The sequence below is a fragment of the Corynebacterium sp. HMSC074C05 genome (assembly GCF_001838325.1).
GTDB classification, from domain to species: Bacteria; Actinomycetota; Actinomycetes; order Mycobacteriales; family Mycobacteriaceae; genus Corynebacterium; species Corynebacterium amycolatum.
In genome coordinates, this window is the sequence record NZ_KV836295.1 from 268,451 (window position 1) to 293,345 (window position 24,895).

15 protein-coding genes are annotated in these 24,895 nt (G+C 59.7%); 4 read left to right on the forward strand and 11 right to left on the reverse strand.

From position 1 onward, the window contains the following. Genes HMPREF3042_RS09335 through HMPREF3042_RS09355 form a run of 5 tightly spaced genes read right to left on the reverse strand, consistent with a single transcriptional unit; the run spans window position 1 to window position 7,072 of the window. Entirely contained in the window at window positions 1-1,563 is a 1,563-nt protein-coding gene (locus HMPREF3042_RS09335; RefSeq protein ID WP_070856938.1) for an O-antigen ligase family protein, read from the reverse strand. Continuing rightward, window positions 1,560-2,738: a DegT/DnrJ/EryC1/StrS family aminotransferase gene (locus HMPREF3042_RS09340; protein ID WP_070856940.1), complete on the reverse strand. Its 1,179-nt coding sequence runs from the start codon at window positions 2,736-2,738 to the stop codon at window positions 1,560-1,562. The genes HMPREF3042_RS09335 and HMPREF3042_RS09340 overlap by 4 nt, the downstream gene beginning before the upstream one ends. Beyond that, window positions 2,738-3,928, reverse strand: a complete 1,191-nt coding sequence (locus tag HMPREF3042_RS09345; protein ID WP_070856942.1) for a glycosyltransferase family 4 protein — start codon at window positions 3,926-3,928, stop codon at window positions 2,738-2,740. The genes HMPREF3042_RS09340 and HMPREF3042_RS09345 overlap by 1 nt, the downstream gene beginning before the upstream one ends. 3 nt (window positions 3,929-3,931) lie before the next feature. Next, complete coding sequence (locus HMPREF3042_RS09350; protein ID WP_048731977.1) at window positions 3,932-5,176, reverse strand: lipopolysaccharide biosynthesis protein; 1,245 nt, start codon at window positions 5,174-5,176, stop codon at window positions 3,932-3,934. Window positions 5,177-5,194: 18 nt separating this feature from the next. Beyond that, a complete protein-coding gene (locus HMPREF3042_RS09355) occupies window positions 5,195-7,072 on the reverse strand; it encodes a polysaccharide biosynthesis protein (RefSeq protein ID WP_049193373.1) in 1,878 nt (625 codons plus the stop codon). Window positions 7,073-7,723: 651 nt separating this feature from the next. Between HMPREF3042_RS09355 and HMPREF3042_RS09360 the strand changes: the two genes are divergently transcribed. Then, window positions 7,724-10,291, forward strand: coding sequence for a multicopper oxidase domain-containing protein (locus tag HMPREF3042_RS09360; protein ID WP_070856944.1), 2,568 nt, complete (start codon window positions 7,724-7,726; stop codon window positions 10,289-10,291). 8 nt (window positions 10,292-10,299) lie between these two features. On the opposite strand, the gene HMPREF3042_RS09365 is transcribed toward HMPREF3042_RS09360, so the two are convergent. Together HMPREF3042_RS09365 and gltB are read right to left on the reverse strand one after the other, a co-directional pair. Further along, window positions 10,300-11,841 carry a glutamate synthase subunit beta gene (locus tag HMPREF3042_RS09365; protein ID WP_070856945.1) on the reverse strand — a complete coding sequence of 514 codons (1,542 nt, stop codon included), beginning with the start codon at window positions 11,839-11,841 and terminating at the stop codon, window positions 10,300-10,302. Continuing rightward, window positions 11,834-16,456 (reverse strand): glutamate synthase large subunit, encoded by a 4,623-nt coding sequence (gene gltB, locus HMPREF3042_RS09370; protein ID WP_070857046.1) that lies wholly within the window; start codon window positions 16,454-16,456, stop codon window positions 11,834-11,836. The genes HMPREF3042_RS09365 and gltB overlap by 8 nt, the downstream gene beginning before the upstream one ends. 325 nt (window positions 16,457-16,781) lie before the next feature. Between gltB and HMPREF3042_RS09375 the strand changes: the two genes are divergently transcribed. Both HMPREF3042_RS09375 and HMPREF3042_RS09380 read left to right on the forward strand, forming a co-directional pair. After that, a complete protein-coding gene (locus HMPREF3042_RS09375) occupies window positions 16,782-17,618 on the forward strand; it encodes an HNH endonuclease family protein (RefSeq protein ID WP_246822401.1) in 837 nt (278 codons plus the stop codon). A 539-nt stretch (window positions 17,619-18,157) separates the two neighbouring features. Then, window positions 18,158-19,855: an AMP-binding protein gene (locus HMPREF3042_RS09380; RefSeq protein WP_070601370.1), complete on the forward strand. Its 1,698-nt coding sequence runs from the start codon at window positions 18,158-18,160 to the stop codon at window positions 19,853-19,855. 82 nt (window positions 19,856-19,937) lie between these two features. On the opposite strand, the gene HMPREF3042_RS09385 is transcribed toward HMPREF3042_RS09380, so the two are convergent. Further along, the gene (locus HMPREF3042_RS09385) at window positions 19,938-20,669 is read right to left on the reverse strand and encodes an SDR family oxidoreductase (RefSeq protein WP_049193379.1); all 732 of its coding nucleotides are present in this window, start codon (window positions 20,667-20,669) and stop codon (window positions 19,938-19,940) included. A 48-nt stretch (window positions 20,670-20,717) separates the two neighbouring features. Continuing rightward, window positions 20,718-21,479 carry an SDR family oxidoreductase gene (locus tag HMPREF3042_RS09390; protein WP_070601371.1) on the reverse strand — a complete coding sequence of 254 codons (762 nt, stop codon included), beginning with the start codon at window positions 21,477-21,479 and terminating at the stop codon, window positions 20,718-20,720. 183 nt (window positions 21,480-21,662) lie between these two features. On the opposite strand from HMPREF3042_RS09390, the gene HMPREF3042_RS09395 reads away from it, so the two are divergent. Beyond that, window positions 21,663-23,723: an oxidoreductase gene (locus HMPREF3042_RS09395; RefSeq protein ID WP_070856949.1), complete on the forward strand. Its 2,061-nt coding sequence runs from the start codon at window positions 21,663-21,665 to the stop codon at window positions 23,721-23,723. A 5-nt stretch (window positions 23,724-23,728) separates the two neighbouring features. Here HMPREF3042_RS09395 and HMPREF3042_RS09400 read toward each other — a convergent pair whose 3' ends face one another. Beyond that, window positions 23,729-24,391: a nitroreductase family protein gene (locus tag HMPREF3042_RS09400; RefSeq protein WP_070601373.1), complete on the reverse strand. Its 663-nt coding sequence runs from the start codon at window positions 24,389-24,391 to the stop codon at window positions 23,729-23,731. 3 nt (window positions 24,392-24,394) lie between these two features. Beyond that, complete coding sequence (locus HMPREF3042_RS09405; RefSeq protein WP_070856951.1) at window positions 24,395-24,895, reverse strand: methylated-DNA--[protein]-cysteine S-methyltransferase; 501 nt, start codon at window positions 24,893-24,895, stop codon at window positions 24,395-24,397.

The following is a 24,895-nucleotide window of genomic DNA, read 5'->3' on the forward strand; positions in this document are numbered from 1 at the left end:
CTACTTCTCGTTGAACATTTCGCGCAAGAGCTTTTCGGCACGCGCATCGACTTCCGCTTTGGAACGGTTCCCAACCAGCCAACCGACCGCACCCACGGCACCAGCCGCGGCAAACGACGCTGCCGCAACGCGCAGTTTCTTGTCGTCATTCTGGTTGTCAGGCGCACTTTGCTTGACGACGGCCACCGCCGGCTCCAGCTCCGGCACAACCGGCTCTGCGGTATCGGTGACCATGACTGGTTCGGGCTCGGCTGCGGGTTCTGGTTGCGGCTCCAGCTCTGGTTCTGCCGATGCTGTGTCCTGCGCGCGGCGCCGTAGGCTCAGCATTGCAAATGCTGCTGCAAAGCCATATAGCCATAACGAACGGGAATCGTAGTAGTAACCAGAAAAAACCTGTGACACAAGAACTGCGAATGCCACAGCTGCGGTCAGACCAGCTTGAAGAAACTTGAATAGGTGGCGACACGCGATTGCCAGCACAACCAGCACGATTACAAGCAGGCCGATACCTATGACACCCGCTTCAGATCCGACTGTGTAGAAGATATTGTGCGGATGCTCCAGTGGACGTGAAGACCTCGGTGTCGACAGCACAACGAAGCTGTGCAGACCACCACCAAAGATGCGGTGTTCACTCATGATTCGGAACGCTTCATCGTGAAGATAACCACGCCCCGAATCATGTTCTTTTTCGAAGGTCAACTGGATAAAGCGCGTCTTAAAGTACTCTTCGATCTCGGTACCTGCGATGAACCGCGAGTATCCATACGCGACCGCTGCGGCGACAGCGACGTAAAAAACAGTCGCCCACTTCCAACCCCAGTGAAAAAACACAGCTATTGCGGTAAAGAGGACTACCACGGTGGTAGCAACCAGTACACCGCGGCTTCCCGACGCAACGAGACCGTAAGCAAATGGTGCAGCGAACAAGAGAGCTGCCCACATGAACTTACGCCACAGCATAAAAAACACAGCTGCCGCGATGCCATACAGCATGAAACGGGCAAACACATTCGGGCCACCGCCGAACGCAGTCATACGTCCGACATATTTCGGACCAGTAATGCCACCGTAGAGAAAAATAAGTGAGCAAATGGCGATTGCTAACCACAGCCACACCAGTGCCTGCGGGTGCAAATAAAACAGTATTGCTGACATCGTGGCGATGAGCCCAAGCGTTATCAACGCAATAACGACAGGAGCTACTTCGGCGGCTTCAGGAGCCCATAGTCCGGACAGCATCATCCAAAACAGCCAGGCGTAGAACGCCACTAATGCCCATACGGCCATCGGCCACTGCTTTATATCGCCAGCGCGTTTCATCGCATTCAGTAAACTCTGGCGCTGCGCTTCTGGAGTGCCGACGGCGGTAAGGATTGCAACGATCACTAAAATCGGCAATGCCAAAGATAGATCAGGAAGCGCTGCGGAGACATCCTTCATCGTCGTGTCGCCAACGTAGAGAACACCGGCAAACATTCCTGCGGCCACCACAATAAATAGCGACTGCAGTATCGGTTTTCGCTGTTTTACAGCTTCTCCAGCTACCTCAGTAGAAGTCATCCCAGCACTTCCTTCAAAACACCTATCACCCGCGCGACGTCGTCATCGTCTAGCGCCGGACCACTAGGAAGAGTAATGCCGCGGGAGAAAAGATTCTCAGCGGTACCGTTGATGGTGGCCCGCGCGCCCTCATACACCGGCTGCAGGTGCATCGGCTTCCACAGGTGACGAGCCTCGATGTTGGACTCACCCAGCGCCGCAATCACGCTGTCCGGGCTCAGCACGCCCTTATCGACGGCATCCTGTGGCAGCACAATCGAGGTTAGCCAGCAGTTCTCGGTGAACCGCTCGTCGGAGTCAGAGAGCAAGCGGGTACCTTTACCAGGGGCATCGTCGTCAAGCGAGGCGAGCAAATCTAGGTACGCGTCGCGAATCTGGCGACGGCGAGCGATCATGTCGTCCAGACGCGAGTGCTGCGCCCGCCCCAGTGCGGCGAGCAGACTGGACAGGCGGTAGTTGTAGCCGATTTCGGTGTGTTCGTACCAGGCGACGGGCTGACGCGCCTGCGTGGAGAGGTAGCGCGCGCGGGCGATGAGGTCAGCATCGTTGGACAGCAGCATGCCACCGCCGGAGGTGGTCATGATTTTGTTGCCGTTGAAAGACAGCGCGGCGGCACGGCCGAAACTGCCGGCCGGCTGACCATGGACGCTGGCACCGAGCGCCTCGGCGGCGTCCTCGATGAGCGCGATGCCGAGTTCTTCCAGGCGTGGCGCGAAGGCCGGGTAATCGGCGCAGCGGCCAAAGAGGTCCACAATCATCACGGCGGGAACGCTCTTGCCCTCGGTGAGCAGCTCATCGACGGTGCGGAGCAGCAGCTCAGGGTCGATGTTTCCGTCCTCTGCCGCATCGACAAACACCGGCGTAGCGCCAACGTAAGCGATGGCGTTGGTCGTGGCCGCGAAGGTCATGGTGGAAACCGGAATGTAGTCACCTTCACCGATCCCCAGCGCGAGCAGCGCCAAGTGCAGGCCAGCGGTGCCGGAAGACAGCGCGAGCGCGTGCTCAACACCGCAGCGCTTGGCAATCTCCGCTTCAAACGCGTCTACCTCGGGTCCCAACGGAGCCACCCAACCAGAGTGGAGTGCGCGAACGACAGCCTGTTCTTCTGCTTCGGTGACTGTCGCGAGCGAAAGAAAGATCCGCTCATTGGGCTTGTTAGCGTCAGCGTTAGTCATTACTTCTGCACCTTTCGGACGCGGTTGAGTACCTCGATGAGCTGGGAGTACAGGCTGTCACGGGCAAAACGCTTCTCACCCAGTTCGCGATTTCGCTGTCCCGCTGCGCGCATCTCATCGCGGTCGGAGATGATCTCAGCGAATCGCTTGGCCGCGGTCGGAATATCGCGCGAGAGACGCCAACCGGCATCGTGCTCGGTTGCGGCTTCCTCCAGCCAGCCACCATGGTTGAACACCACCGGACGCGATGCGGCCATGGCATCGAAGACCTTGTTCAGGGAGTTGCCCTCCAGGCAGGGGTCATCACGCAGCGGCGATAGCGCGATATCGGCGGCAGACACGTACTTGGCGACATCTTCCTTCGGCTGACGGCCGAGGAACATCGCATCGGCATCGAGGCCAGCGTCCTTGGCGCGCTGGTACAACGCATCCGAGTCGCTTCCCTGTCCCAGCAGGACAAAACGCACATTCTCCACGCCATCACGACGCAGCTGCGCCGCCAAATCCACAAGCCACTCCAGCTGGTAGGACATGCCAAAACCACCGGCATAGACAGCTACCACGTCATCGCCCCAGCCCTGCTCCTTTCGGAAAGCTGTACGCTGCTCGGCCGGGACATCAAAGCGCTCAAAGTCCGACGCATTCGGAATGACGGTCACGCGCTTCTTCGGAGCGACCTCTTTGACGCCATCGGCCATCGACGGCGACAGCGCCACGACCTCGCTCGATGCCGCATAAAATGCCTTCTCCAGCTGCTTGGCCAAGAAAATTGCCACCGGATTATTGAGGTAGCCCAACTTGATCGGCACCTCTGGCCACAGGTCACGGATCTCCGCCACCAACGGCGCACGCTGGGTAAACTTCGCCACGATTCCCGGAACCGCCACAGTCAGCGGGGTCGAGGACGCGTAGATCACGTCGGCAGGCACACGGGCAGCGACCGCGGAGGCGCGCACCAGGAAGTTCAAGAAACTGACGATACGCTCGCGCTTCGACATTTCATTGCGGTACGGAATCGCTAGACGACGCACGTGGATACCATCAACCGTTTTATCCATGGCCTCATCGCGACCACAGATCATTGTCACCTCGTGGCCTGCGGCGGCCATTCGTCGGGCAAACTCGTAGGGTCGGGAACCACCCGGCTCACCGGGGAGAACAAAGTGCTGGTGGATATAAGTGATTCGCATTGTTTAGGCTTCCTCGATTACGTCGACGGGGAGTTCTTCGGTGGTAGTTGATGGATTCTTCTGGCCTCCGCTTGGCTGCATCAGCGCCACTGCTGCAACAGCGGCTGCTGCAAAGTAGACAATTGCGCTGGTCCACGCGAGACCGAGGGCGTCTCCGAGAAGAATGCCCATCGGGTAACAAATGACAGCGATAACGGCGGAAATGAGCTCCACTCGGCCAATTCGACGGGGATTGTCGCTGCCGAGAATTTCACCGCACAGGTGTCGGTAGCAGCCGAGCACCACGGCCGCGATAGTCAGTGGCAGCACCAACTCCCGGGAAGGCTCAAACTCATGGCCGAATACCGGCACGATGAGGAAGTAGAGTGCCACCCCACCGAGCGCACCAAGTGCTCCGTACGCTGCAGTGACTATGCCAAGGTGTCGGAGCACACGAGATGGGGTGAGTTCGCGACCCCTCTGGTCGCTGGTGCGCTGATCGGCGACTGACTGCGCGATCCAGTACAGCGGTTCCGTCGCCGTCGCCACGACTACAAAAAGACCTAACGACGCCGGTGAGGCCAGCGCCGGCAGCAAAACGCGACCCAAGCGTGTGGTCGTCAACGGCCCCAGACCCGATGCGATGAATGGGGCATTTGTTCGTGCCGTCTCTACCACTCCGCCAACACGGGAATCGGTGTGTTTGCGTGACTTCGCTAGCGACCAGATTGCCAGTGGCAGTGCCGGGAAGATATAGGCCGCAGCCCACCAGCGCCAGTCCTCGACTCCGGCGAAATAGAGCGCAGCGCTTATTAGCAGTACTGAGCCCTGAAAACCGACGAATACTGCGACGAAGAAGGACACTCGATGGCGGCTGATAGCCATGGCACGGACCATGGAAAATGACACGGTAACCAAGGCGACGACGCCGGCCATTGCCGTCCACGGTCCGTAGACGACTCCTGCGATGGCACAGGCAATCAGAGCGACCACAGTCATGGCGAAACCACTCGGAATGAGACCGTGGTCGTAATCATCGCGGCGCAGCAAAAGCCGATCGGCCCCAAATCCGACGAATGGCGCCACAATATAGGCGAACTGCAAAACGGTAGCGACCTCGCCTCGACCGGCGGGCCCCAGCACTCGCGCGGAAAGAATACTGACCACAAAGGCGACGACTGCGGCGAGCGCTGAAGCTGCCGAAATCGTCGCAACTGTTCGAACTCTTTGCGCCAGCTGCCCGGAGTTAGAGGAGCTGGTGGTTGTCACGGTGGGGAGTCATCCTAACTATTTTGCTTTCGAGCTAGCGGTTGCAAGTGATTGTGCACCGGTGGGATGCGCCTCAATACTGCTTTGCGCCCCACCGTGCTCTGCAAGCCAACGACGTGCCGCATCGTGATCATGTGTGCACGGAAGAATCCGCGAATTCAGCCGTTCCGGCTCAACACGTACCTCAGTGATTAGCGGATGACGATCACCGATCTTGGGAACCTCGCGGTCATCAACCAAATCCTCGGAGATTTTCTCACCTTCACGAAGACCCGTGTAGACAATCTCTACGTCTGCGTCATGGAGCCTGATCAGGTTCTCCGCCAGCTCAGCAATCTTGACCGGCTTACCCATCTCCAGCACCAGAGTCTCACCGGACTCTGCAATAACGGTAGCCTGCAGCACCAGCTGCGATGCCTCCGGAATGGTCATGAAGTAGCGCTGAACGTCAGGATGCGTCACCGTCACCGGGCCGCCCTCTTCAATCTGACGCTGGAAAGTCGTAATGACTGAACCGCGCGAGCCAAACACGTTACCGAAGCGGACAGATGCCCAGACACCTTCGTGAGTTTTCCCCATGTGCGCAGTCAGACGTTCCGCAGCGCGCTTGGATTCACCCAGAATCGAGGCCGGGTTCGCAGCCTTGTCCGTGGAAATATTAATAACGGTTGAAACGTTGGCCGCAGCCGCTGCATCCAGGACGTTCTGAGTTCCGATGACATTGGTTTGCACTGCTTCTGCGGGATAGCTCTCCAGCAGCGGCAGGTGCTTGAGAGCTGCAGCATGGTAGACAACATCGGGCTTGCGCTCGGTGAAGATCTGCGTCAGCATTTCCGCGTCACGGATATCAGCCAGGACGGTATCGGAGCCGTCGAGAAGCGCCGAACCCGTCAGCGACAGCTGCGTGGCATGCAAGCCGCCCTCATCGCGATCCAGCATGATCAGTTCTGCCGGCTCAAAGCGGTGAACCTGTCGGCAGATTTCCGAACCGATAGAACCTCCAGCGCCGGTGACCAGCACCTTCTTACCGCGGATTATGGAAGCGACCTTGGATTCATCCAGGTGCAGAGGCTGACGGCCAATGAGGTCGGCGATGTTAATTTCGCGCACCTGCGAGGTAGCGACAGCACCACGGTGGCGCGAGTACTCTTCCACCGGCGGCAGAATGAGCAGGCGCAGCGACGATTCCTCACAAATGTGGTTGAGGACGTTGATGCACTCAGTGGACAGTGGCTCATCAGTCGCAATGATGACCGACTGCGCCGAAGTACGCGATGCGAGCTCACCCAGCTGATCAATTCCACGAACCACGCGGAGACCATGGATACGAGAAATATGGTTCTCGCCGCTTTCTTTGGGATCGACGATTCCAACCAAGTGGAAGCGGTTCTCACGGGAGATACCGGAATCCGTAAGGCTGTTAATAAAGAATTTGGCTCGACGGCCTGCACCGAGAACAATCAAGCGATCATCCGTCTGACGGGAGCCAAAGTTGTTGGTAATCCAGCGAGCGAGAGTTCGGGTATAGATACTTGCCAAAGTTGCGACACAGCCGCCTGCGAACGGAACGTACCACGCAATTTCCGGGAAGGTCTTCAGGATTTGAGCTAACCCAGTGGCTGCGGTAGCGCCGCCCATGCTGATGCTCAGCAGAACAATATCTTCAGTTCGACTGCCGGGCCATACGCGTTGTGGGTTGGTGTACTCCCCGAGCAGCAGGCCGAGCAGGACGATGACGGCCACGGCGACAGCGACAACCAAAAAATTAGTGCCTGATATTTCAGAGAAAGATACCAATTCACCGCGGACGATTCCGTTAGCGGCGGACAGCGCAATCAGCCAGGCGAGTACGTCAAATACGCACCAGGCGAGCTGCTTCCAGTCTCGGATAAACATTCTTATGCCTTTTACTGCTGGTTAAGTTTTCCTACGCACAATGCGTTCCACAGGCTTGGCATACTATGCGATATGAACTACATTTACAGCCCCCTACTACAAAGGGCTACCCCATCGTTCGGGTAGCCAAAAAGCCACCTTTACCACTCATCATTCTCCCTGGTAAAACAACGTTTCACCAACTGTTTACTGAAGCTTCAATCTGTTTACATTCATCTAACTAGCTGTACAAACTAGCTTCTAACGTAACCACTTCCTGACGATTGCAATTAATGCACAATCACCTCTTTATTGAGATGTTTATTCGAGGAAGTATTTGCGTGAATACTCAAACAATCGTTTTTGACAAAAGGGTTACACTTCCCCGTGAGCACATCATCAACGCGTCGGGCACGCGCTTTCATCACCCGGAAGCCCTTCCTTACTACCCTGATACTGATTCAAAACCGGATGGGTCAGACACAGAAGACCACACAGTTCTGGCAGGCCCACAAAAACGGCGAAGACCCGACCAAATAAAAGCACTCTTACATGCGCCCATATTAAATGCGCACCCAGTATGCGTATTATTGATATATGTCGTCGCACGCCACACCAGAACCCCAATCCCCCACAACCAAACCGCCTACTAAGCCTGGCAAGAAGCGCCGCATGTCCTGGCACCGCAAGGCCGGCATGCCAGTGCGCTGGTGGTTCGCCTCCATCATCGTGGCAGCACTCATTCACCCTTTCGTCACCGATGGCCGTTGGCTGTTGGTGCATCTCTTTACCCTCGGCGCCGTCACCAACTCCATCCTCATCTGGGGCCGCCACTTCACCGAAAAGCTACTGAAAATCGACGTGCCCGTTGGCAATCGGAAGATTCAGTTGGCAAATATTTACCTGCTCAACGTAGGTATTGTCGCAACGGTCGTCGGCAAGCTCGGTGACTGGTGGCCAGTGACCACCACCGGCGCGACGGTCGTCGGCGTCGCCGTCGCATGGCATGCGATTTCCCTCGGACGCGACCTGGTAGCGAAGCGCGATCGGCCATTCGCCATCTCCGTTGCACACTACGTCGCGCCGGCATGCCTACTGCCCATCGGCGCTGCACTCGGCGCCATCCTCGCATCTCCTAAGGGCAAAGCGCTTCACGACGACCTCCTATTGGCACACGAAGCCGTCAACCTCATTGGCTTCCTCGGGCTCGCGGCCTGCGGCACGCTCATCACCATGTTCCCAGCGCTGTGGCGAACCCAGATGTCGCCGCATTCCCGCCCGAAGCTGGCACTAGCAATACAGCTCATAGGTATCGCGATTACCGCGATCGGTGCACTGACCAGCATCAACTGGATCGCCTCGGTCGGCCTTGGCATCATCACTATCGGCTGGGTCATAGCCGCCATCCCGTGGGCGCACAACGTCATGACCGTCGCTAAAGACCCCCGCGACCGCCTCAGCTACCCGGCGCTGTCTGTCGCGGCCGCCATCGTATGGCTAATCGGCACACTCGCAGTCGCCACAGTCAAGGCGCTTGACGACGGCTTCGTAATCTCATCCCTCACGCTGCCGCTGGTAATCGGTTTCGGCGCCCAGTTGCTTATCGGCATGATGAGCCAACTCTTGCCCGCCACCATCGGCGGAGGTGCTGGCCCAGTCTCTGCCGGTATGAAGGAACTTGACCGCGCGGGCGCATTCCGCTGGTCAACCATCAATATTGGTCTGGCACTGTGGCTAATGCCGCTGCCTTCCTGGACCAAAGTGGCGGTCTCCGCAATGGTCTCCCTTGCCTTGGTGTCTTATCTGCCACTTGTCGGCCGTGCCGCGAAGGCTCAGATTGGTGCGTTAAAAGAGAGTCAGAAGGCACGAGCTAACAAGGAAGCATCGCCGAAGCCGGTCGAGCTGCAAGCAACCGCGCGTCGTCTCGGTGCTCAAACTACCGCTGCTCTGGCTGTATTAGGCCTGGTAGTAACCGTCGGCGTTGCGCTGAGCGGTGGCGGTGGCGGTACGAGCAGCATTGAAACCACCAGCGATGTTGCGCCCACCGGAGAAACCGTCGAGGTCACGGTTACTGCCAACGATATGACCTATACCCCGAACGTCATTGAGGCGAACCCCGGCGACCGCCTGGTCATCACCATGGTCAACGCGGATTCCCAAGTCCACGATCTGCGCTTGGCCACCGGCGAGGACACCGGCCGAGTCTCCCCCGGCGACTCCGCCACCATCGAAGTGCCGGTCGTCCCTGGCGACATTGACGGTTGGTGCACCATTGCTGGCCACCGCCAGATGGGCATGACGCTCACAGTTAATGCAGGTGGTTCGAATCATTCACACCACACTGGGAACAGCAGCCACTCCGACCTCGCAACGCCAGGCGCACTCGGGAATGTCGGCGAGCTACCCGGCCCGGATTCCCCCACCATCAACCCGCTATTAGAACCCGCCGAGGACGCCACGGTTCACCACGTCACGCTGCGAGCCAGCGAGTTCACCGGCTACGCTGCCCCTGGCGTCGAGCAGCAGCACTGGGTCTACAACGGCAAACCGCTGGGGCCAACTCTGCGCGGCAAGGTGGGCGACGAGTTCGTCGTCACGCTCATTAATGACGGCACCATGAGTCACTCCATCGACTTTCACGCCGGCATTGTTTCGCCGGACGAGCCAATGCGCGACATCGCCCCTGGTGAGAAGCTTGAGTACCGCTTCCGTGCTGACCGCGCGGGCATCTGGATGTACCACTGCGCAACCATGCCCATATCCATGCACATCGCTGCCGGTATGCACGGTGCCGTCATCATCGACCCACCGAATCTCACTGATGTTGACCACGAGGTTCTTCTGGTGCAGTCGGAAAGCTACTGGGGCGAGGACGGCCCCGACGCCGACAAGACCATGGCCGAGGACCCCGATATCTACAAGTTCAACGGCTACCCCGACCAGTATCTCACCCACCCAATTCGCGTTCGCGCAGGTGAGACGGTACGTTTCTGGGTACTTGCCGCCGGCCCCAACAAGGGCACGAGCTTCCATATCGTCGGCACGCAGTTCCATCGCGTGTACAAGGAGGGCGCGCTTTTGCTTGACGACGGCGTGGGCGGTGCCCAAGCCCTTGACCTCGGTGCCGCGCAGGGCGGTTATGTTGAGGCCGAATTCCCGGAGCCAGGCACGTACCGCTTTGTTGACCACCAGATGGTGCATGCCGAAATGGGGGCACGCGGCAACATAGTGGTGAACTAAACCAGGGTTTACAACTTAATTGGAGCGTCTTCTGGCTCCACCGCGCGAGGCAAGTTGGACTCGCCCATCAGGTACTGGTCCACGGCCTCGGCGCAGGCGCGGCCTTCGGCGATAGCCCACACAATCAAACTGGCACCACGGCCATTGTCACCGGCCACGAACACGGGACCGTCGAAGTTCTGCTCGATGTCGCTGCGCACGGCGAGGTAGTCGTCGTCACGCATCATCACACCGCGATCGTTGAACTGAATCCCCAGCTCATGCGACAGACCACCGCGCTCCGGACCGGAGAAGCCCAGCGCGATGAGAACTAGGTCGGCATCGAGTTCGAAATCCGTATCCTCCATAGGCACACGCTTGCCATCGATGACCTCGACCTCGTTGGCGGACAGGCCGGTCACGTGACCGTCCTCGCCGTGGAAGGAGACGGTGTTGACGTTGAAGACGCGCTTGCCCAGGGTCTCGCCGGTGACGCGAGCGTTAAGGCCGAGCGCCTCGGTAACCTCTGGCGGTTCGGAACCGGTGATGGTGTACTCACCTTCTTCGTGAGCAGTCGCCACGCGCCAGACCAGCGGGTACATCGGCCACGGAGTCGACGCCGCACGGGACTTCGGTGCACGGGGGCGAATATCGAACTGCGTGACGGACGCCGCTCCCTGGCGCAGCGCGGTACCGAAGCAGTCAATGCCGGTGTCGCCACCACCGATGACGACAACCTTCTTACCTTTGGCATCAATCGGCGGGATGTCGAGCTCGCCTGCGGCAACGCGGTTGGCTCCCGGCAGGTACTCCATAGCCTGGTGAATACCCTCCAGATCACGGCCATCGACGGGCAGGTCGCGAGCCAGCGACGCGCCGGTAGCTAGGACCACTGCATCGAAATCGGCCAGGTCAGCTGCTGTCGGTGAGATGTTGGTGCGGAACTCGGTGCCCTCGATTTCCATCTGCTCAAGACGGCGGTCGAGGAAGCGCTGCTCCATCTTGTAGTCCGGAACGCCGTAGCGCATCAGACCACCAATCTTGTCGTCGCGCTCGAAAACCGTGACATCATGCCCGGCGCGAGTGAGCTGCTGTGCTGCAGCAAGACCCGCCGGACCGGAGCCGATGACAGCAATGTGCTGGCCAGTGTCGAAAGTCGGCACAATCGGCTGCACCCAGCCCTCATCGAAGCCGCGTTCAACGATAGCCAACTCGATGTTCTTAATGGTCACGGCATCGTCGTTGATGCCGAGCACACAACCGCCCTCGCACGGAGCCGGACACAGGCGACCGGTCCACTCGGGAAAGTTATTGGTGGCGTGCAAGCGCTCGAAAGCCTCGTGCCAGCGGTTCTGACGAACCAGGTCATTCCACTCCGGAATGATGTTGCCCAGCGGGCAGGTCGAGTGACAAAACGGCACGCCACAGTCCATACAGCGGGTCGCCTGCTGTTGCACCTGCCCGTTGCTAGCCTCCTCATAGACCTCTTTCCAGTCCATCAGACGCAGCGGAACCGGGCGATGAGCAGGCTCTTCGCGCTGGAATTTCATGAAACCCTTCGGATCAGCCATTGCTTACTGCCTCCATGATTGCCTCGTTGATGTCAGCGTCGTTGTCCTTTGCCTTCGCGACTACGTCGAGAATTCGGGCGTAATCACGCGGCATGATCTTGATGAACTGTGCAGCCGGGAACCGAGTCTTGGAACCCGTGAGCTTGCGGTGCTTCGACAGCGTGGCCTCCAGCCAGCTGATGTCCTCATCACCCAGCGGCACGATGTCGATCAGCTCGGTGTTGATGTTCGCCCGCGTCGCCTCGTTATCCAGCAGATAGGCGATACCGCCACTCATACCGGCGCCGAAGTTGTGACCTACCGGACCCGCCACTACAACGCGGCCACCGGTCATGTACTCACAACCGTGGTTACCGATGCCCTCGACCACGGCCGTAGCACCGGAGTTACGCACGCAGAAGCGCTCACCGACAGTGCCGCGGACGAAGATCTCACCACTGGTGGCACCGAAACCAATGACGTTGCCGGCAATGGTGTCGGTAGCCAGATCCGCGGTCGGCGGAGCCGAACGTGAAGGTCGGACCACAATCTTCCCGCCGCACAGTCCCTTGCCGACGAAGTCGTTAGCATCGCCCTCCAGCTTGATAGTCACACCGGCCGGCAGGAACGCGCCCAACGAGTTACCGGCGGAACCGAGCAGGTTGACGACGATGGAGTCGTCGGCAAGCCCCTGCTTACCTCCGACTTTCGTGACTTCGTACCCCAGGCGCGTGCCCACGGAACGATTCACATTGCTGATGGCGTGGTGCAGCGCCACTGGTGTCGGTGCCAGCCCATTCGCGCGCGCCGTGCGCAGGGCCGGCTGCGCTTCGTCGATGAGACGCTCGTCCAGCGCACCCTCGAGGCCATGATCCTGCGTCTTCGTGCAGTAGGAATCCTGGTCCGCAAAGAAGGGGCTTTCGGCAACGTGCAGGATTCGCTCCAGGTCAAGCTTTGCGACGCGCGGAAGGTTGCCCAGATCCTTGCGCGGACGCAGGCACTCGGCATGTCCGACCGCCTCATCGATGGTACGGAAACCCAGTTCAGCGAGGTATTCACGGACCTGCTGGGCGATAAAGGTGAAGAAGTTGACCACGTGCTCGGCACGGCCGGTGAACTTGCTCCGCAACGTCGGATTCTGGGTGGCAATACCGACTGGGCAGGTGTCCAGGTGGCAGACGCGCATCATGACGCAGCCCTCCACCACCAGCGGAGCGGTGGCGAAACCGAACTCCTCAGCGCCCAACAGCATCGCGACCACGACATCGCGACCGGTCTTGAGTTGACCGTCGCACTGCACGCGGATGCGGTCGCGCAGCCCGTTGAGCATCAGGGTCTGCTGGGTTTCAGCGAGCCCCAGCTCCCACGGACCACCGGCGTGCTTGAGGCTGGTCAGCGGCGAGGCACCAGTGCCGCCATCGTGGCCGGAGATCAACACGACGTCGGCATGCGCCTTCGAAACACCAGCGGCGACGGTACCCACGCCCTGCTCGGAGACGAGCTTCACGTGAATGCGGGCGCGCGGATTGGCGTTCTTGAGATCGTAGATGAGCTGCGCCAAATCCTCGATCGAGTAGATGTCGTGGTGCGGCGGCGGCGAAATCAGGCCCACGCCCGGGGTGGTGATGCGGACTTCCGCAATCCACGGGTAGACCTTGTTCGGTGGCAGCTGGCCACCTTCGCCGGGCTTTGCGCCTTGGGCCATCTTAATCTGGATGTCGGTGCAGTTGGACAGGTAGTGGCTGGTCACGCCGAAGCGACCCGATGCGACCTGCTTGATGGCAGAGCGCTTCCAGTCGCCGTTGGCCTCCATCTCGAAGCGGTCCGGGTCCTCGCCGCCCTCGCCGGAGTTGGACATGCCACCCAGGCGATTCATGGCAATAGCCAGCGTCTCGTGCGCCTCCGCGGAGATGGAACCGTAGCTCATCGCGCCGGTGGAGAAACGCTTGACGATGCTGGAGACCGGTTCAACCTCTCCAATGTCGATCGGCTCGCGATCCGAGACGAACTCGAGCATGCCGCGCAGAGTTGCCAGCTGCTTGGTCTGCTCATCGACCTTGTTGGTGTAATCTCGGAAGACCGCGTACTGACCAGTGCGGGTCGCATGCTGCAGCGTGTAGATGGTCTCCGGGTTGAATAGGTGGTACTCGCCTTCGCGGCGCCACTTGTACTCGCCGCCGAGATCCAGCTCGCGGTGTGCTTGCTCTTCCGGACGCGGCAGGAATGCGCTGCGGTGACGAGCTGCAACGTCTTCTGCGACCTCGTCGAGGCCAATGCCCTCCAGCGGAGAAACAGCGCCGGTGAAGTACTCGTCCAGGAACTCCTGCGACAGACCGACGGTGTCAGCCAACTGAGCACCACGGTAGGACTGCAGTGAGGCGATACCCATTTTGGACATGACCTTCAGCACGCCCTTGGAGGCGGCCTTACAGTAGTTCGAGCAGGCCTGATCCAGCGTCAGATCACCGAGCTGGTCCTTCATACGCAGCTCATCGATGGTTTCGAAAGCCATGTATGGGTTAATGGCATCGGCGCCAAAGCCCAGCAGCATGGCCATGTGGTGCACCTCGCGTGCGTCGCCAGCCTCAATGATGAGGCTGGCACGCGTGCGAGTGCGTTCCTCCACCAGGTGGTGGTGGACCGCGGAGGTCAGCAGCAGCGACGGGATCGGCGCAAAGCGCTCGTTGGACTCACGGTCAGACAGCACAATCAGTCGGGCACCACGGTCAATGGCTTCAGAGACCTCACGGCGGACACGACGAATAGCGTTGCGCAGGCCACGGCCACCGCGGGCGACTGGATACAGGCCGGAGATGACCTCGGCGCGGAACTCGGAGTACTCCTCGTTCTTGCCCGCCTGACACAGGGTGACAAAGTCGTGGTTATCCAGGATTGGATGCTCTAGCCGGATACGACGGGCGGCATCGGCAGTGGGCTCCAAGATGTTGGTCTCTGCCCCCAGCAACGTATTCATGCTGGTTATGGACTTTTCGCGCAGCGAGTCCAGCGGCGGGTTGGTCACCTGCGCGAACCGCTGCGAGAAGAAGTCGAACAGCATGCGAGGTCGGTTGGACAGCGCCGCAATCGGCGTGTCCGAGCCCATCGAACCCAGGCCCTCCGCGCCGGTGAGTGCCATCGGGCGGATGATTAGGTCAACGTCTTCTTCGGTGATGCCGAAGACGCGCTGTCGTAACACCGCGCGGGCATGCGGCATGTACTGGTAGCGCTCTCGTGGCAAATCGGCGATGTCGACCAGGCCCTCTTTGATCCATTCCTCGTAGGGCCCAGTGGCGGCCAGCGTGGACTTAATCTCCTTGTCCTCAATAATGCGACCGGCCTTCATGTCCACCAGGAACATACGCCCCGGCTGTACGCGCGTGCGCTGCACAATCTGCTCCGGCGGGATATCCAAGACACCAGCTTCGGAGGCCATCACCACCAGGCCCTCGTCGGTCACCCAGATGCGCCCCGGGCGCAGGCCATTGCGATCCAGGGTGGCACCGATGACCTGGCCGTCGGTAAAGCAGATGGCGGCGGGGCCGTCCCACGGCTCCATCAGGCAGGCATGGTACTCGTAGAACGCGCGAACCTGCGGGCTGAGGTTGTCATCGTGCTCCCAGGCCTGCGGAACCATCATCATGACCGCATGCGGGAGACTACGACCACCGAGATGCAGTAGCTCCAGGGCCTCGTCGAAACGCGCAGTGTCAGAACCGTTGGGGTCGCACACCGGCAGCGCGCGGTCGATATTGCCCAGCTTGCCAGAGCGAATCAGCGACTCGCGGGCGCGCATCCAGTTCTCGTTGCCGCGCACGGTGTTGATTTCACCATTGTGAGCGACGTAGCGGTACGGGTGCGCCAGTGGCCAGGACGGGAAAGTGTTTGTGGAAAAGCGCGAGTGCACGATGGCAAGCGCGGAAGTGACTTCCTTCTGTTGCAGGTCAAGGTAGAAATCCTTCAGCTGCGGTGTAGTCAGCATGCCCTTGTAGACGATCGTGCGACTGGACAGCGACGGGAAGTACACGGTGTCACCACCAGAGCCCTCGCCGGCACCCTGTTCACCCAGCTCGCGCTCGCAGCGCTTACGCAGGAAGAACATCTTGCGGTCGAGATCAATATCGCTGAGCTGGCGCCCCTCGTAGTTCTTCGCGGTAACGAAGAGCTGACGCAGCACCGGCATAGCCTGGCGGGCCATCTGGCCAAGCCCGCCAGCGTTAATCGGCACATCGCGCCATGCCAAGATCTCGATGCCCTCTTCGGCGCAGATGTCCTCAATAGCCCGGATGGCATCGAGGGTGGCCATGCGCGACTGCGGCAGGAACGCAATACCGGTGGCGTAGGTGCCAGCCGGTGGCAAAATGACGCCTTCTTTACTCAGCTCAGCGCGGTAATAGGCATCCGGAACCTGAATGAGAATGCCGGCACCGTCGCCAGTGGTCTTCTCGGCACCGGCGGCCCCGCGGTGGTCGAGGTTGACCAGTGCCTGAATGCCCTTTTCCACAATGTCATGGGTCTGGCGACCGTAAATGTCGGCGACAAAGGCCACGCCACACGCATCGTGTTCGTTCGACGGGTGGTAAAGACCTTCCCTCTGAGGACCACGAGGCAATGTGGCCGCTGTTTCGGTCAGAGTCATGGCTGTCTTAGCTGTCATGGCTGTTTTCCCCTTATAGGTGCAATGTGCCAATTGGGGGACACGGGTTATCTATATTTCCAACTGTTTTAACAATGCACTTTCATCTAAGCGTATTGCAATACGTATTTAGGGAATTAACTGTATTTGCCCACCCCCGAAGGAGCTAGGTTGACAGTGCCATTCGATAAAAACCAGGCTTTTACTACCGGTTTTAACTTCAACTCCCCCTAATCGAGCTATCACCCCCACTATCCACGCACGGTTGTTCGATTCTTTAGCAAACCCCCTCCATACCCAATCCGCTCCTACCGCTATGGTTAGCTCCATGTTCGCCAACCGTCGTTTCCGCTCGCCATTACAGGGCCTCGCCCTCCTTATCGGCACAGCGACAATCCTCAGCGGCTGCACGGCTCCCATAGACCCCACCCCAGAGAGCCAGTCGCACAGCCCGGCACCGGCACCCGCTTTCACGCCCGAGCCAGCGGAACCCGCGCCCGAGATTCCTGAAGCGCCCGACGCCCCCGACACCCCAGCGCCCGGCACATCGCCTATCGACGGCATCCGTAGCGCCCTCAACCAGCTGGAGATAAAAGGGCGCGCACCGAAAACCGGCTATGCGCGCGACGAATTCGGGCAACGTTGGAGTGATGACGTCTCTGCCGAGTTTGGCCACAACGGATGTGACACACGGAACGACATTTTGAATCGTGACCTTATTAATAAGGAGTACAAACCAAATACTCGCGATTGCGTCGTACTTTCGGGGCAATTACTGGATCCCTACACCGGCACGATGATTGAGTTCCAGCGCGGCCGCGACACCTCTTCCGCCGTGCAAATCGACCATGTTGTAGCCTTGAGCGACGCCTGGCAAAAGGGAGCACAGCAGGTCTCACCTGAGGTTCGGCAGGACTTTGCCAATGACCCCCTCAACCTCTTGGCCGTCGATGGTCCCGCTAATCAACAAAAGCGGGATAGCGATGCCGCCTCCTGGGTACCCGCCAACAAACCATTTCGCTGCCAGTATGTCGCTCGCCAGGTGGCGGTAAAACACAAATACCACCTGTGGATCACGCAGGCGGAGCATGATGCCATCGACCGTTGGCTCTCCACCTGCACAACAGAGGATGAGCCCGCGCTTGCCGCTCTAACCCTGAATTAGGGCAACCGCTTCCAGCACGCACCGACACCACGCTTCTAGGCTCAAGCCGGCGAATATGCCACCTATTTAGCTACGTGTTCGCAACCTCCGCCCCTCCTAGTCGCGAACATTTCTATTTTTTTGAAGATTCCTAGCCCCCTAATTTCTGGGGGCGACCGCCATTCAGCCACTGCCCGCCCCCTCAAACAAACCAGCCGAAAACCCCAGGGCTCATAGAGTTATATAGGTCAATATCAGAATTGATTTCGTTACCACAGTGTTATCATCTCGTTACATTCGGCGCTTTCCATCGGTTTATAACCGTTTGATAACACTGTATCCTCGAGTCCGTTCGCGAAAAAGGTATCCGTCGTAAAGCATTGCGCACACTGATTGCGTATTTTTACTTTTCTTCGTCGAAACTACTTTTTGACGCGGCACAGGTTTGTTAAAGTCTGGTTGTTACAAAATCGCACTATCGTGACTGATGGTGTCAATGTGACTAAAGAGTCGCTTGGCGCTATTAATCGCTTGTCCATCATCTTGGAGGATTCTCACCCATGGCAGCTGAAATGAAGGCTCCGGAAGTACCACTTGGGCTCCAAATCAAGGCTTTTGCCCAGTCGATTCCACCACTCCTGCGTACCGGCGCCCTGTACATGACTCCGAAGACGGCGCCGAAGATCCTCGATTACCTGCGTCGCTTGAAGTTCTCCGTCGCCAGCCTTATTTCCATGAGTGCGCTGCGCTACCCGGATCGCCTCGCCCTTGTCGATGATGACGGCGAGCTGACCTATTCTCAGCTGCTGGACAACGCTCACGCCCTGGCTCGCGCCTTGATGGACCGTGGCATGACCCAGAAGTCCAGCTTCGGCGTTATCGCACGTAACGGCCGCGGCATCATCCTGCCGATGGCCATCAAGGGATTCATCGGCTCCGAAATTATGCTGATGAATATCGGCTCCGGCCCGACTCAGATTCGCGGCGTCGTTGACCAGAACAAGGCCAAGTTCCTGTTCGTCGATGACGAGTTCCTGGGCAATCTGCCGGAAGACCTCGACGATGTCACCGTCGTTATTACCTCCGTGACCAAGCCGGAGACCCGCAAGAACGCAGGCAAGAACTTCCTGTTCATGGAAGACCTCATTGAAGAAGGTCGTACATCGAACGCCAAGTTAGATCCGAAGCCGGAGCAGGGACGCATCATCATCATGTCCTCCGGCACGACCGGCATCCCGAAGGGTGTCCTGCGCAATGAGCCGAAGACACCGGCAACTGTGGGTGCAATCGCCGAGCGTATTCCGTGGCGCCGCAACATGGTCATTCACCAGTCCGCATCCATGTTCCACGCCTGGGGCTGGGCAAATGTGCTGATTGGCATGGCTACCGGCTCCACCATTGTCACCATGCGTGTCTTCGACCCGAAGAAGGCTGTTGACCAGTGTGAGCAGTACGGCTGTAACGGCATGATTTCCGCGGCCTTCTTCCTGCGCCAGATTAAGGACGTTCTGGATGAGGAGCCGAACCGCAAGATTGGACCGTTCCGCTTCATCGTCTCCTCTGGTAACGCCATCCCGGGCTGGCTCGTCTCCGCGCTGACTCACCGCTTCGGTCCGGTTATCTGTAACTTCTACGGCTCCACCGAGGCCGGCCTGTGCTCCATCGCATCCGGCGCGGACCTCGCAGCTCGCCCGGACTCCGCAGGTCGACCGGCAATTGGCGCCAAGGTTCGCATCCTGGGTGACGACGGCAAGGAAGTCGAGCCGGGTGAGGTTGGCATGATCCACACCGCTCAGGAGCTCTCCTTCATCGGTTACCTGAACAAGAAGGACAAGTTCACCACCGTCGATGGCCTGTTCCAGATCGGTGACCTCGGCCGTATCGACCAGGACGGCTACCTGTACATCTGTGGTCGCTCCGACGACATGGTGATCAAGGGCGGCGAGAACGTCTTCCCACGCGAGGTCGAAGAAATTCTCGGCCCGGTGCCGGGCATCGCCGATGTCTTCTGCCACGGCAGCAACGAAAACGACGAGATTTTCGCTGACCTGTTCCTCTACGTTGTCCGCGAGGACAATGAGGCCGGCAAGAACCTCACCGAGGACATGCTGCGCGAGTACGTCCGCGAAACTCTGGCCGAGCACTCCACTCCGGACCGCGTCTTCTTCGTCGACTCCCTGCCGCGCAACGCCATCGGCAAGGTTGTCCCGCGCGAAGTCAAGGCAATGCACGAGCGCCTGAACCTGGACGCTCAGTAAGAAGCCTGTACACGAAAGTGTGCCCACCGGCTATCCGCCGCGTGGGCACACTTTTTGTGTATCTTCGCTACCTTTTGCGCGGCTATCCGCGCGGGCGCACCTGGATTTCATCCACGTTGGCGTCCGCTCCGGTATCAACGGCCAGACGTACTGCGGCTGCGATCGATTCAGGCCGCATGAACTTCGTGCCGTCGTAACGCCAATCCGCATCATCGCGGTGCCAATTCGACTGCAGCTGAACCTGCATATCGGTATCGACGCGTCCGGGGTGCACGGAGCTGACTCGTACCGCGCCACGCTCTTCCTCGCGCAGCGCATCGGTGAACGCCCGCAGCGCGAACTTCGATGCTGCATACGGCGAAGTACCAGCTGAAGCGCGGAATCCCGAGCCCGAGTTGATGGTCACCAGCGTGCCCTCCGCCTTGCGCAGCGCCGGCAGCAGCTGGCGGGTCAGGTCGGCGACGGCGACGACGTTGATGTCCATAATCCGCGACCAGTCCGCACGCGAAACCTCCGCCACGTCCCCATCGACGTACACACCCGCCGAGTGCACGAGCACATCCAGCCCGCGCCCACCGAGCGCCTCCAACAGCTTTTCCACTTCCGCGTTTACGGCGTCGACATCACCCAGGTCAGCAACGAATACGCTTGCCGACGGCAACTGCGACGCCACCTTCTCAGCAGACTCAGCACTGGTAGCGCCCACAATGACATGGTGATCACGGGAGAGATCCTTGGCGACCGCCAGGCCAATACCACGGCTTGCGCCCGTGACCAGGGCAATCTTGGTATCAGCGGCAATATCGATGCTCATGCACGGCTCCTTTATTTAGTCGATATGTACTTGACTTTGGTTTTGGGCTTACTTCTTCGGCTTGGCGCCACCCACCTGGTCGATGGGGGTCACCTGCAGGAAGTCGATGTTGACGCGATTCGGGCGGGTGGCCGCGAACACAATGATGTCGGCAACATCATCGGCGGTCAGCGACTCAACGCCATCGTAGACCGCTGCGGCCTTGGTCTCGTCGCCATCGAAACGCACGAGTGAGAAGTCGGTGTGGACGCGCCCCGGGTCGATTTCAGTGACGCGCACGCCATCGGCAGCAACCTCTTGACGCAGGACTTCCACTAGGGCGCGCTCAGCGTGCTTGGCTGCGTTGTAGCCGGCACCGCCGGTGTAGACCTGACGGCCGGCAATCGAGCCGACGGTGAGCACAATGCCGCTGGTGGACTTCAGTGCGGGCAGCAGTGCGCGGGTAACACGCAGGGTGCCCAGCACGTTGACGTCGTACATCCAACGCCATTTTTCCTCGACAGCACCTTCAACCGACTCCATGCCCCAGGCACCACCGGCGTTGTTTACCAGCACGTCGACACGCGGTTCAGCCTTAGCCAGCGCCACCACATCGTCGTCGGAGGTGACGTCGACCTTGTAGACTGTCGCTTCACCACCGGCAGCGCGGATCTCCTCCGCGACAGCCTCGAGCTTGTCCTCGCGGCGGGCTCCCAGCACAACGCGGAAACCTTCAGCTGCGAACTGCTTGGCAGTGGCTGCACCAATACCGGAAGAAGCACCGGTAACTACAGCTACTTTCCTGCCATTAGTTGAAGTTTCAGAGGTCATGAGGGCTCAACTCCTTGCTACATGCGTCTACTGATATCCCCGACTGTAGTCATAGGACACCTTCCTCCGCCGAAGACTGCGTGTGCTTTACACCTGATGTTCCACGTGAAACGTATATAAAACTGTGCAGGAATTTTCCCGATTCACCGCATGCACAGTCGCTAAAACCGCGATACTGGTTGCATGTCTGACCAGCCTCACTTCCCACATCTTCTCTCCCCTCTCGACGTCGGTCCTCTAACTCTGCGCAATCGCATCATCATGGGTTCAATGCACTCCGGTCTGGAAGACCGCACCCGTGATATCCCCAAGCTGGCTGCCTACCTGGGTCGGCGCGCCGAAGGTGGCGTGGGGCTCATCGTCACCGGCGGTTATGCTCCCAACATCGAAGGTTGGCTGACTCCGGCCGGTTCGATGATGGCGTCGAAGCGCATGGCGGACAATCACCGCCGCGTTACTGACCTCGTGCACTCCCACGGCAGCCACATTGTGCTGCAGGTGCTGCACGCCGGTCGTTACGGTTACAGCCCGCTGGCTCGCTCCGCTGACACCGGCCAGTCGCCAATTAGCCCGTTTAAGGCTCATCGCCTCACCGGCTTTGATGTCTCACGCACCATTGGCGCTTATGTCCGCGCCGCGAAGCTCGCGAAACGCGCTGGTTACGACGGCATTGAGGTTATGGGCTCCGAGGGTTACCTGCTCAACCAGTTCCTGGCCGAGCGCACTAACCACCGCTCGGACAACTGGGGCGGCAGCGCCGAGGCTCGCATGCGTCTGCCCATCGAAATTGTCCGCCGCATTCGCGCCGAAGTGGGCGAGGACTTCCTGCTTCAGTACCGCATTTCGCTGCTTGACCTGGTGGAAGACGGCCAGACCTGGTCCGAGACCACTGAACTCGCGCAGCGTCTGGTCGAGGCTGGCGTCGATGTCTTCAACACCGGCATCGGCTGGCACGAAGCACGCGTCCCCACCATCGTTACGTCCGTGCCGCGCGCCGCATTCACGGATCTGACTGGTCGTCTTCGTTCGCTTGTCGACGTCCCGGTCGCAGCCTCCAACCGAATCAACCGCCCTGAGGTTGCGGAGAAGATCCTCGCTGACGGCAATGCGGACCTGATTTCCATGGCCCGCCCACTGCTGGCTGACCCGGACTTCGCCATCAAGGCGGGCGATGGTCGAGCTGACCAGATCAACACCTGTATCGCCTGTAACCAGGCCTGCCTGGACCACACCTTCGCGGCCAAGCGCTCCACCTGTTTGGTCAACCCGAAGGCGGCTTACGAAACCGAACTGGTATCCGTGCCGGTTGCGAAGGACAAGGCCAAGCGCGTCGCCGTCATCGGCGCTGGTGTGGCTGGACTCGCTTTCGCGGAAGCCGCAGCTCAGCGCGGTCACCAGCCGGAGATTTTCGAGGTCGCCGATCAGATTGGTGGCCAGTTCAACCTCGCCGCACAGATTCCGGGCAAGGAGGACTACGGCGAGACGCTGAAGTACTTCTCACGTCGCCTGGAGGTGCTCGAAGTTCCGGTTCACCTGAACACGCGTGCCGACGTCGACGAGCTCAAGACCAAGTTTGACCACGTGATTGTGGCCACGGGTGTCACCCCACGAATCCCGGGCATTGACGGTATCGACCACGAGAAGGTCATTCGCTACGACGAGCTGCTCTCGGGTGCGAAGCAGGCCGGTAACAAGGTGGCCGTCATCGGTGCTGGTGGTATCGGTGTGGACGTGTGTGAGTACCTCACGCGCAAGCCGAACCAGACCATCGAGGCCTGGAAGGACGCCTGGGGCGTCGGTGACCCAGCGGAGTTCCGCGCGGGTCTGACCAAGCCGGGCACGGTCTCTGGCGCGGCTGAGGAGTTTGAGGTCGAGCGCGAGGTGCACCTGCTGCAGCGCAAGACCTCCCGCATCGGCAAGGGCCTGGGCAAGACCACTGGTTGGGTTCACCGTGCGGAAATCAAGAAGGCCGGTGTCAAGCAGTACACCGGTGTGACCTACAACCGCATTGATGACGAGGGTCTACACATCACCATCGATGAAAAGCCACAGGTCATCGCAGTTGACAACGTGATTGTCTGTACTGGACAGGTATCCAATCTGGACTGCCTGGGCGACAAGGATCGCGAGAGCGTCACCGGCGATAACTCCAATGTCACCATCATCGGTGGCGCAGACGTGGCCGCTGAGCTGGACGCAAAGCGTGCCATCCGCCAGGCCGTCGAGGTAGCGCTCGCGCTGTAGGGCTGCTACCCCTCGTAGCGGTCGGTGTAGGCGCGCTGCTCGAACTCGAAACGGCCCGGGTGAGCCGGGAACTCACCCGGGACACCGATGGCCAGCAACAGCGCTACCGCCACATCGGTGTCACCGGCACCGATAGCTTCCTTGACCTTCTGCTCACTAAAGCCCGTCATCGGGGAGCTAGCCCAACCAAAGGCGCTGGCAGTGACCATAGCGAAAGAAGCGGCAATCATGGCGTCGCGGATTGCGAACTCGCGGGAGAGACCCTTTTTCTCGCGGGCTTCATGGAAGGAGATCATCGAGGCCTCCCGCTCAGCGGCGGCAACTTCGTCCCACAGGCCAGTGGCCTTGTTGGTCTCAATCAGGCGCGGAATACCGCGCTTCCAGCCGGTCGGCTCACCAATGAAAGCGAGTAGCAGCGGCGCATTGGCAACCTGCTTCTGACCGCCGGCAGCTTCCACTACCTTCTGACGCACCTCAGGGTCCTCGATACGCACAATCGCGCGGGACTGAATGTTAAAGGCGCTGGGAGCTTCCAAAGATAGCTCCAGGAGGCGGCGCACGTCAGCGTCGTCAAGAGGTTCGTCAGCATAGACGCGTGTGGCACGACGGTTGCGGACGATGTTCTCAAATTCGGTGGCGAACTGGTCGCGCGGAGAATGTGAAGTCATGCATTAGAGATTAGCGGGTGGCCAACCTTCGAGTTCGAGTAGCCAGCGCTTCATTTCGCGGCCACCGGCATAGGCACCGAAAGATCCCGCTCCCCCACTGGCGGGCACCACGCGGTGACAGGGAATCAGAATACCCAGCGGATTGGTGGCACAGGCCGACCCGGCAGCCCTGGCGGCACGGGGTGAGCCGGCCATCTCGGCGAGCTTGCCGTAGGTGACGACCTGGCCATACGGCACATCGCGCAGTGCGGTCAGTGCACGAGCGCGGAAAGAATCCTGGGTGAATACGTCACAGTCCAGCGGCAGCGCAAACTCACGGCGCTGCCCGGCAAAATACTCGCGGAACTGCTGCGCCGCCAGTTCCGCCACCGCCTGCGCTTCGTGGTCGGCGGCGCTGGGGTCGTCGTCAAGCACGGGACCTAAGAGATTGACTTCGACGACCCCGCGAGCGGAGGTGGCGATTCCAAGCGCTCCAAAGGGCGTTTCCACCTTGGCAATCGCCAT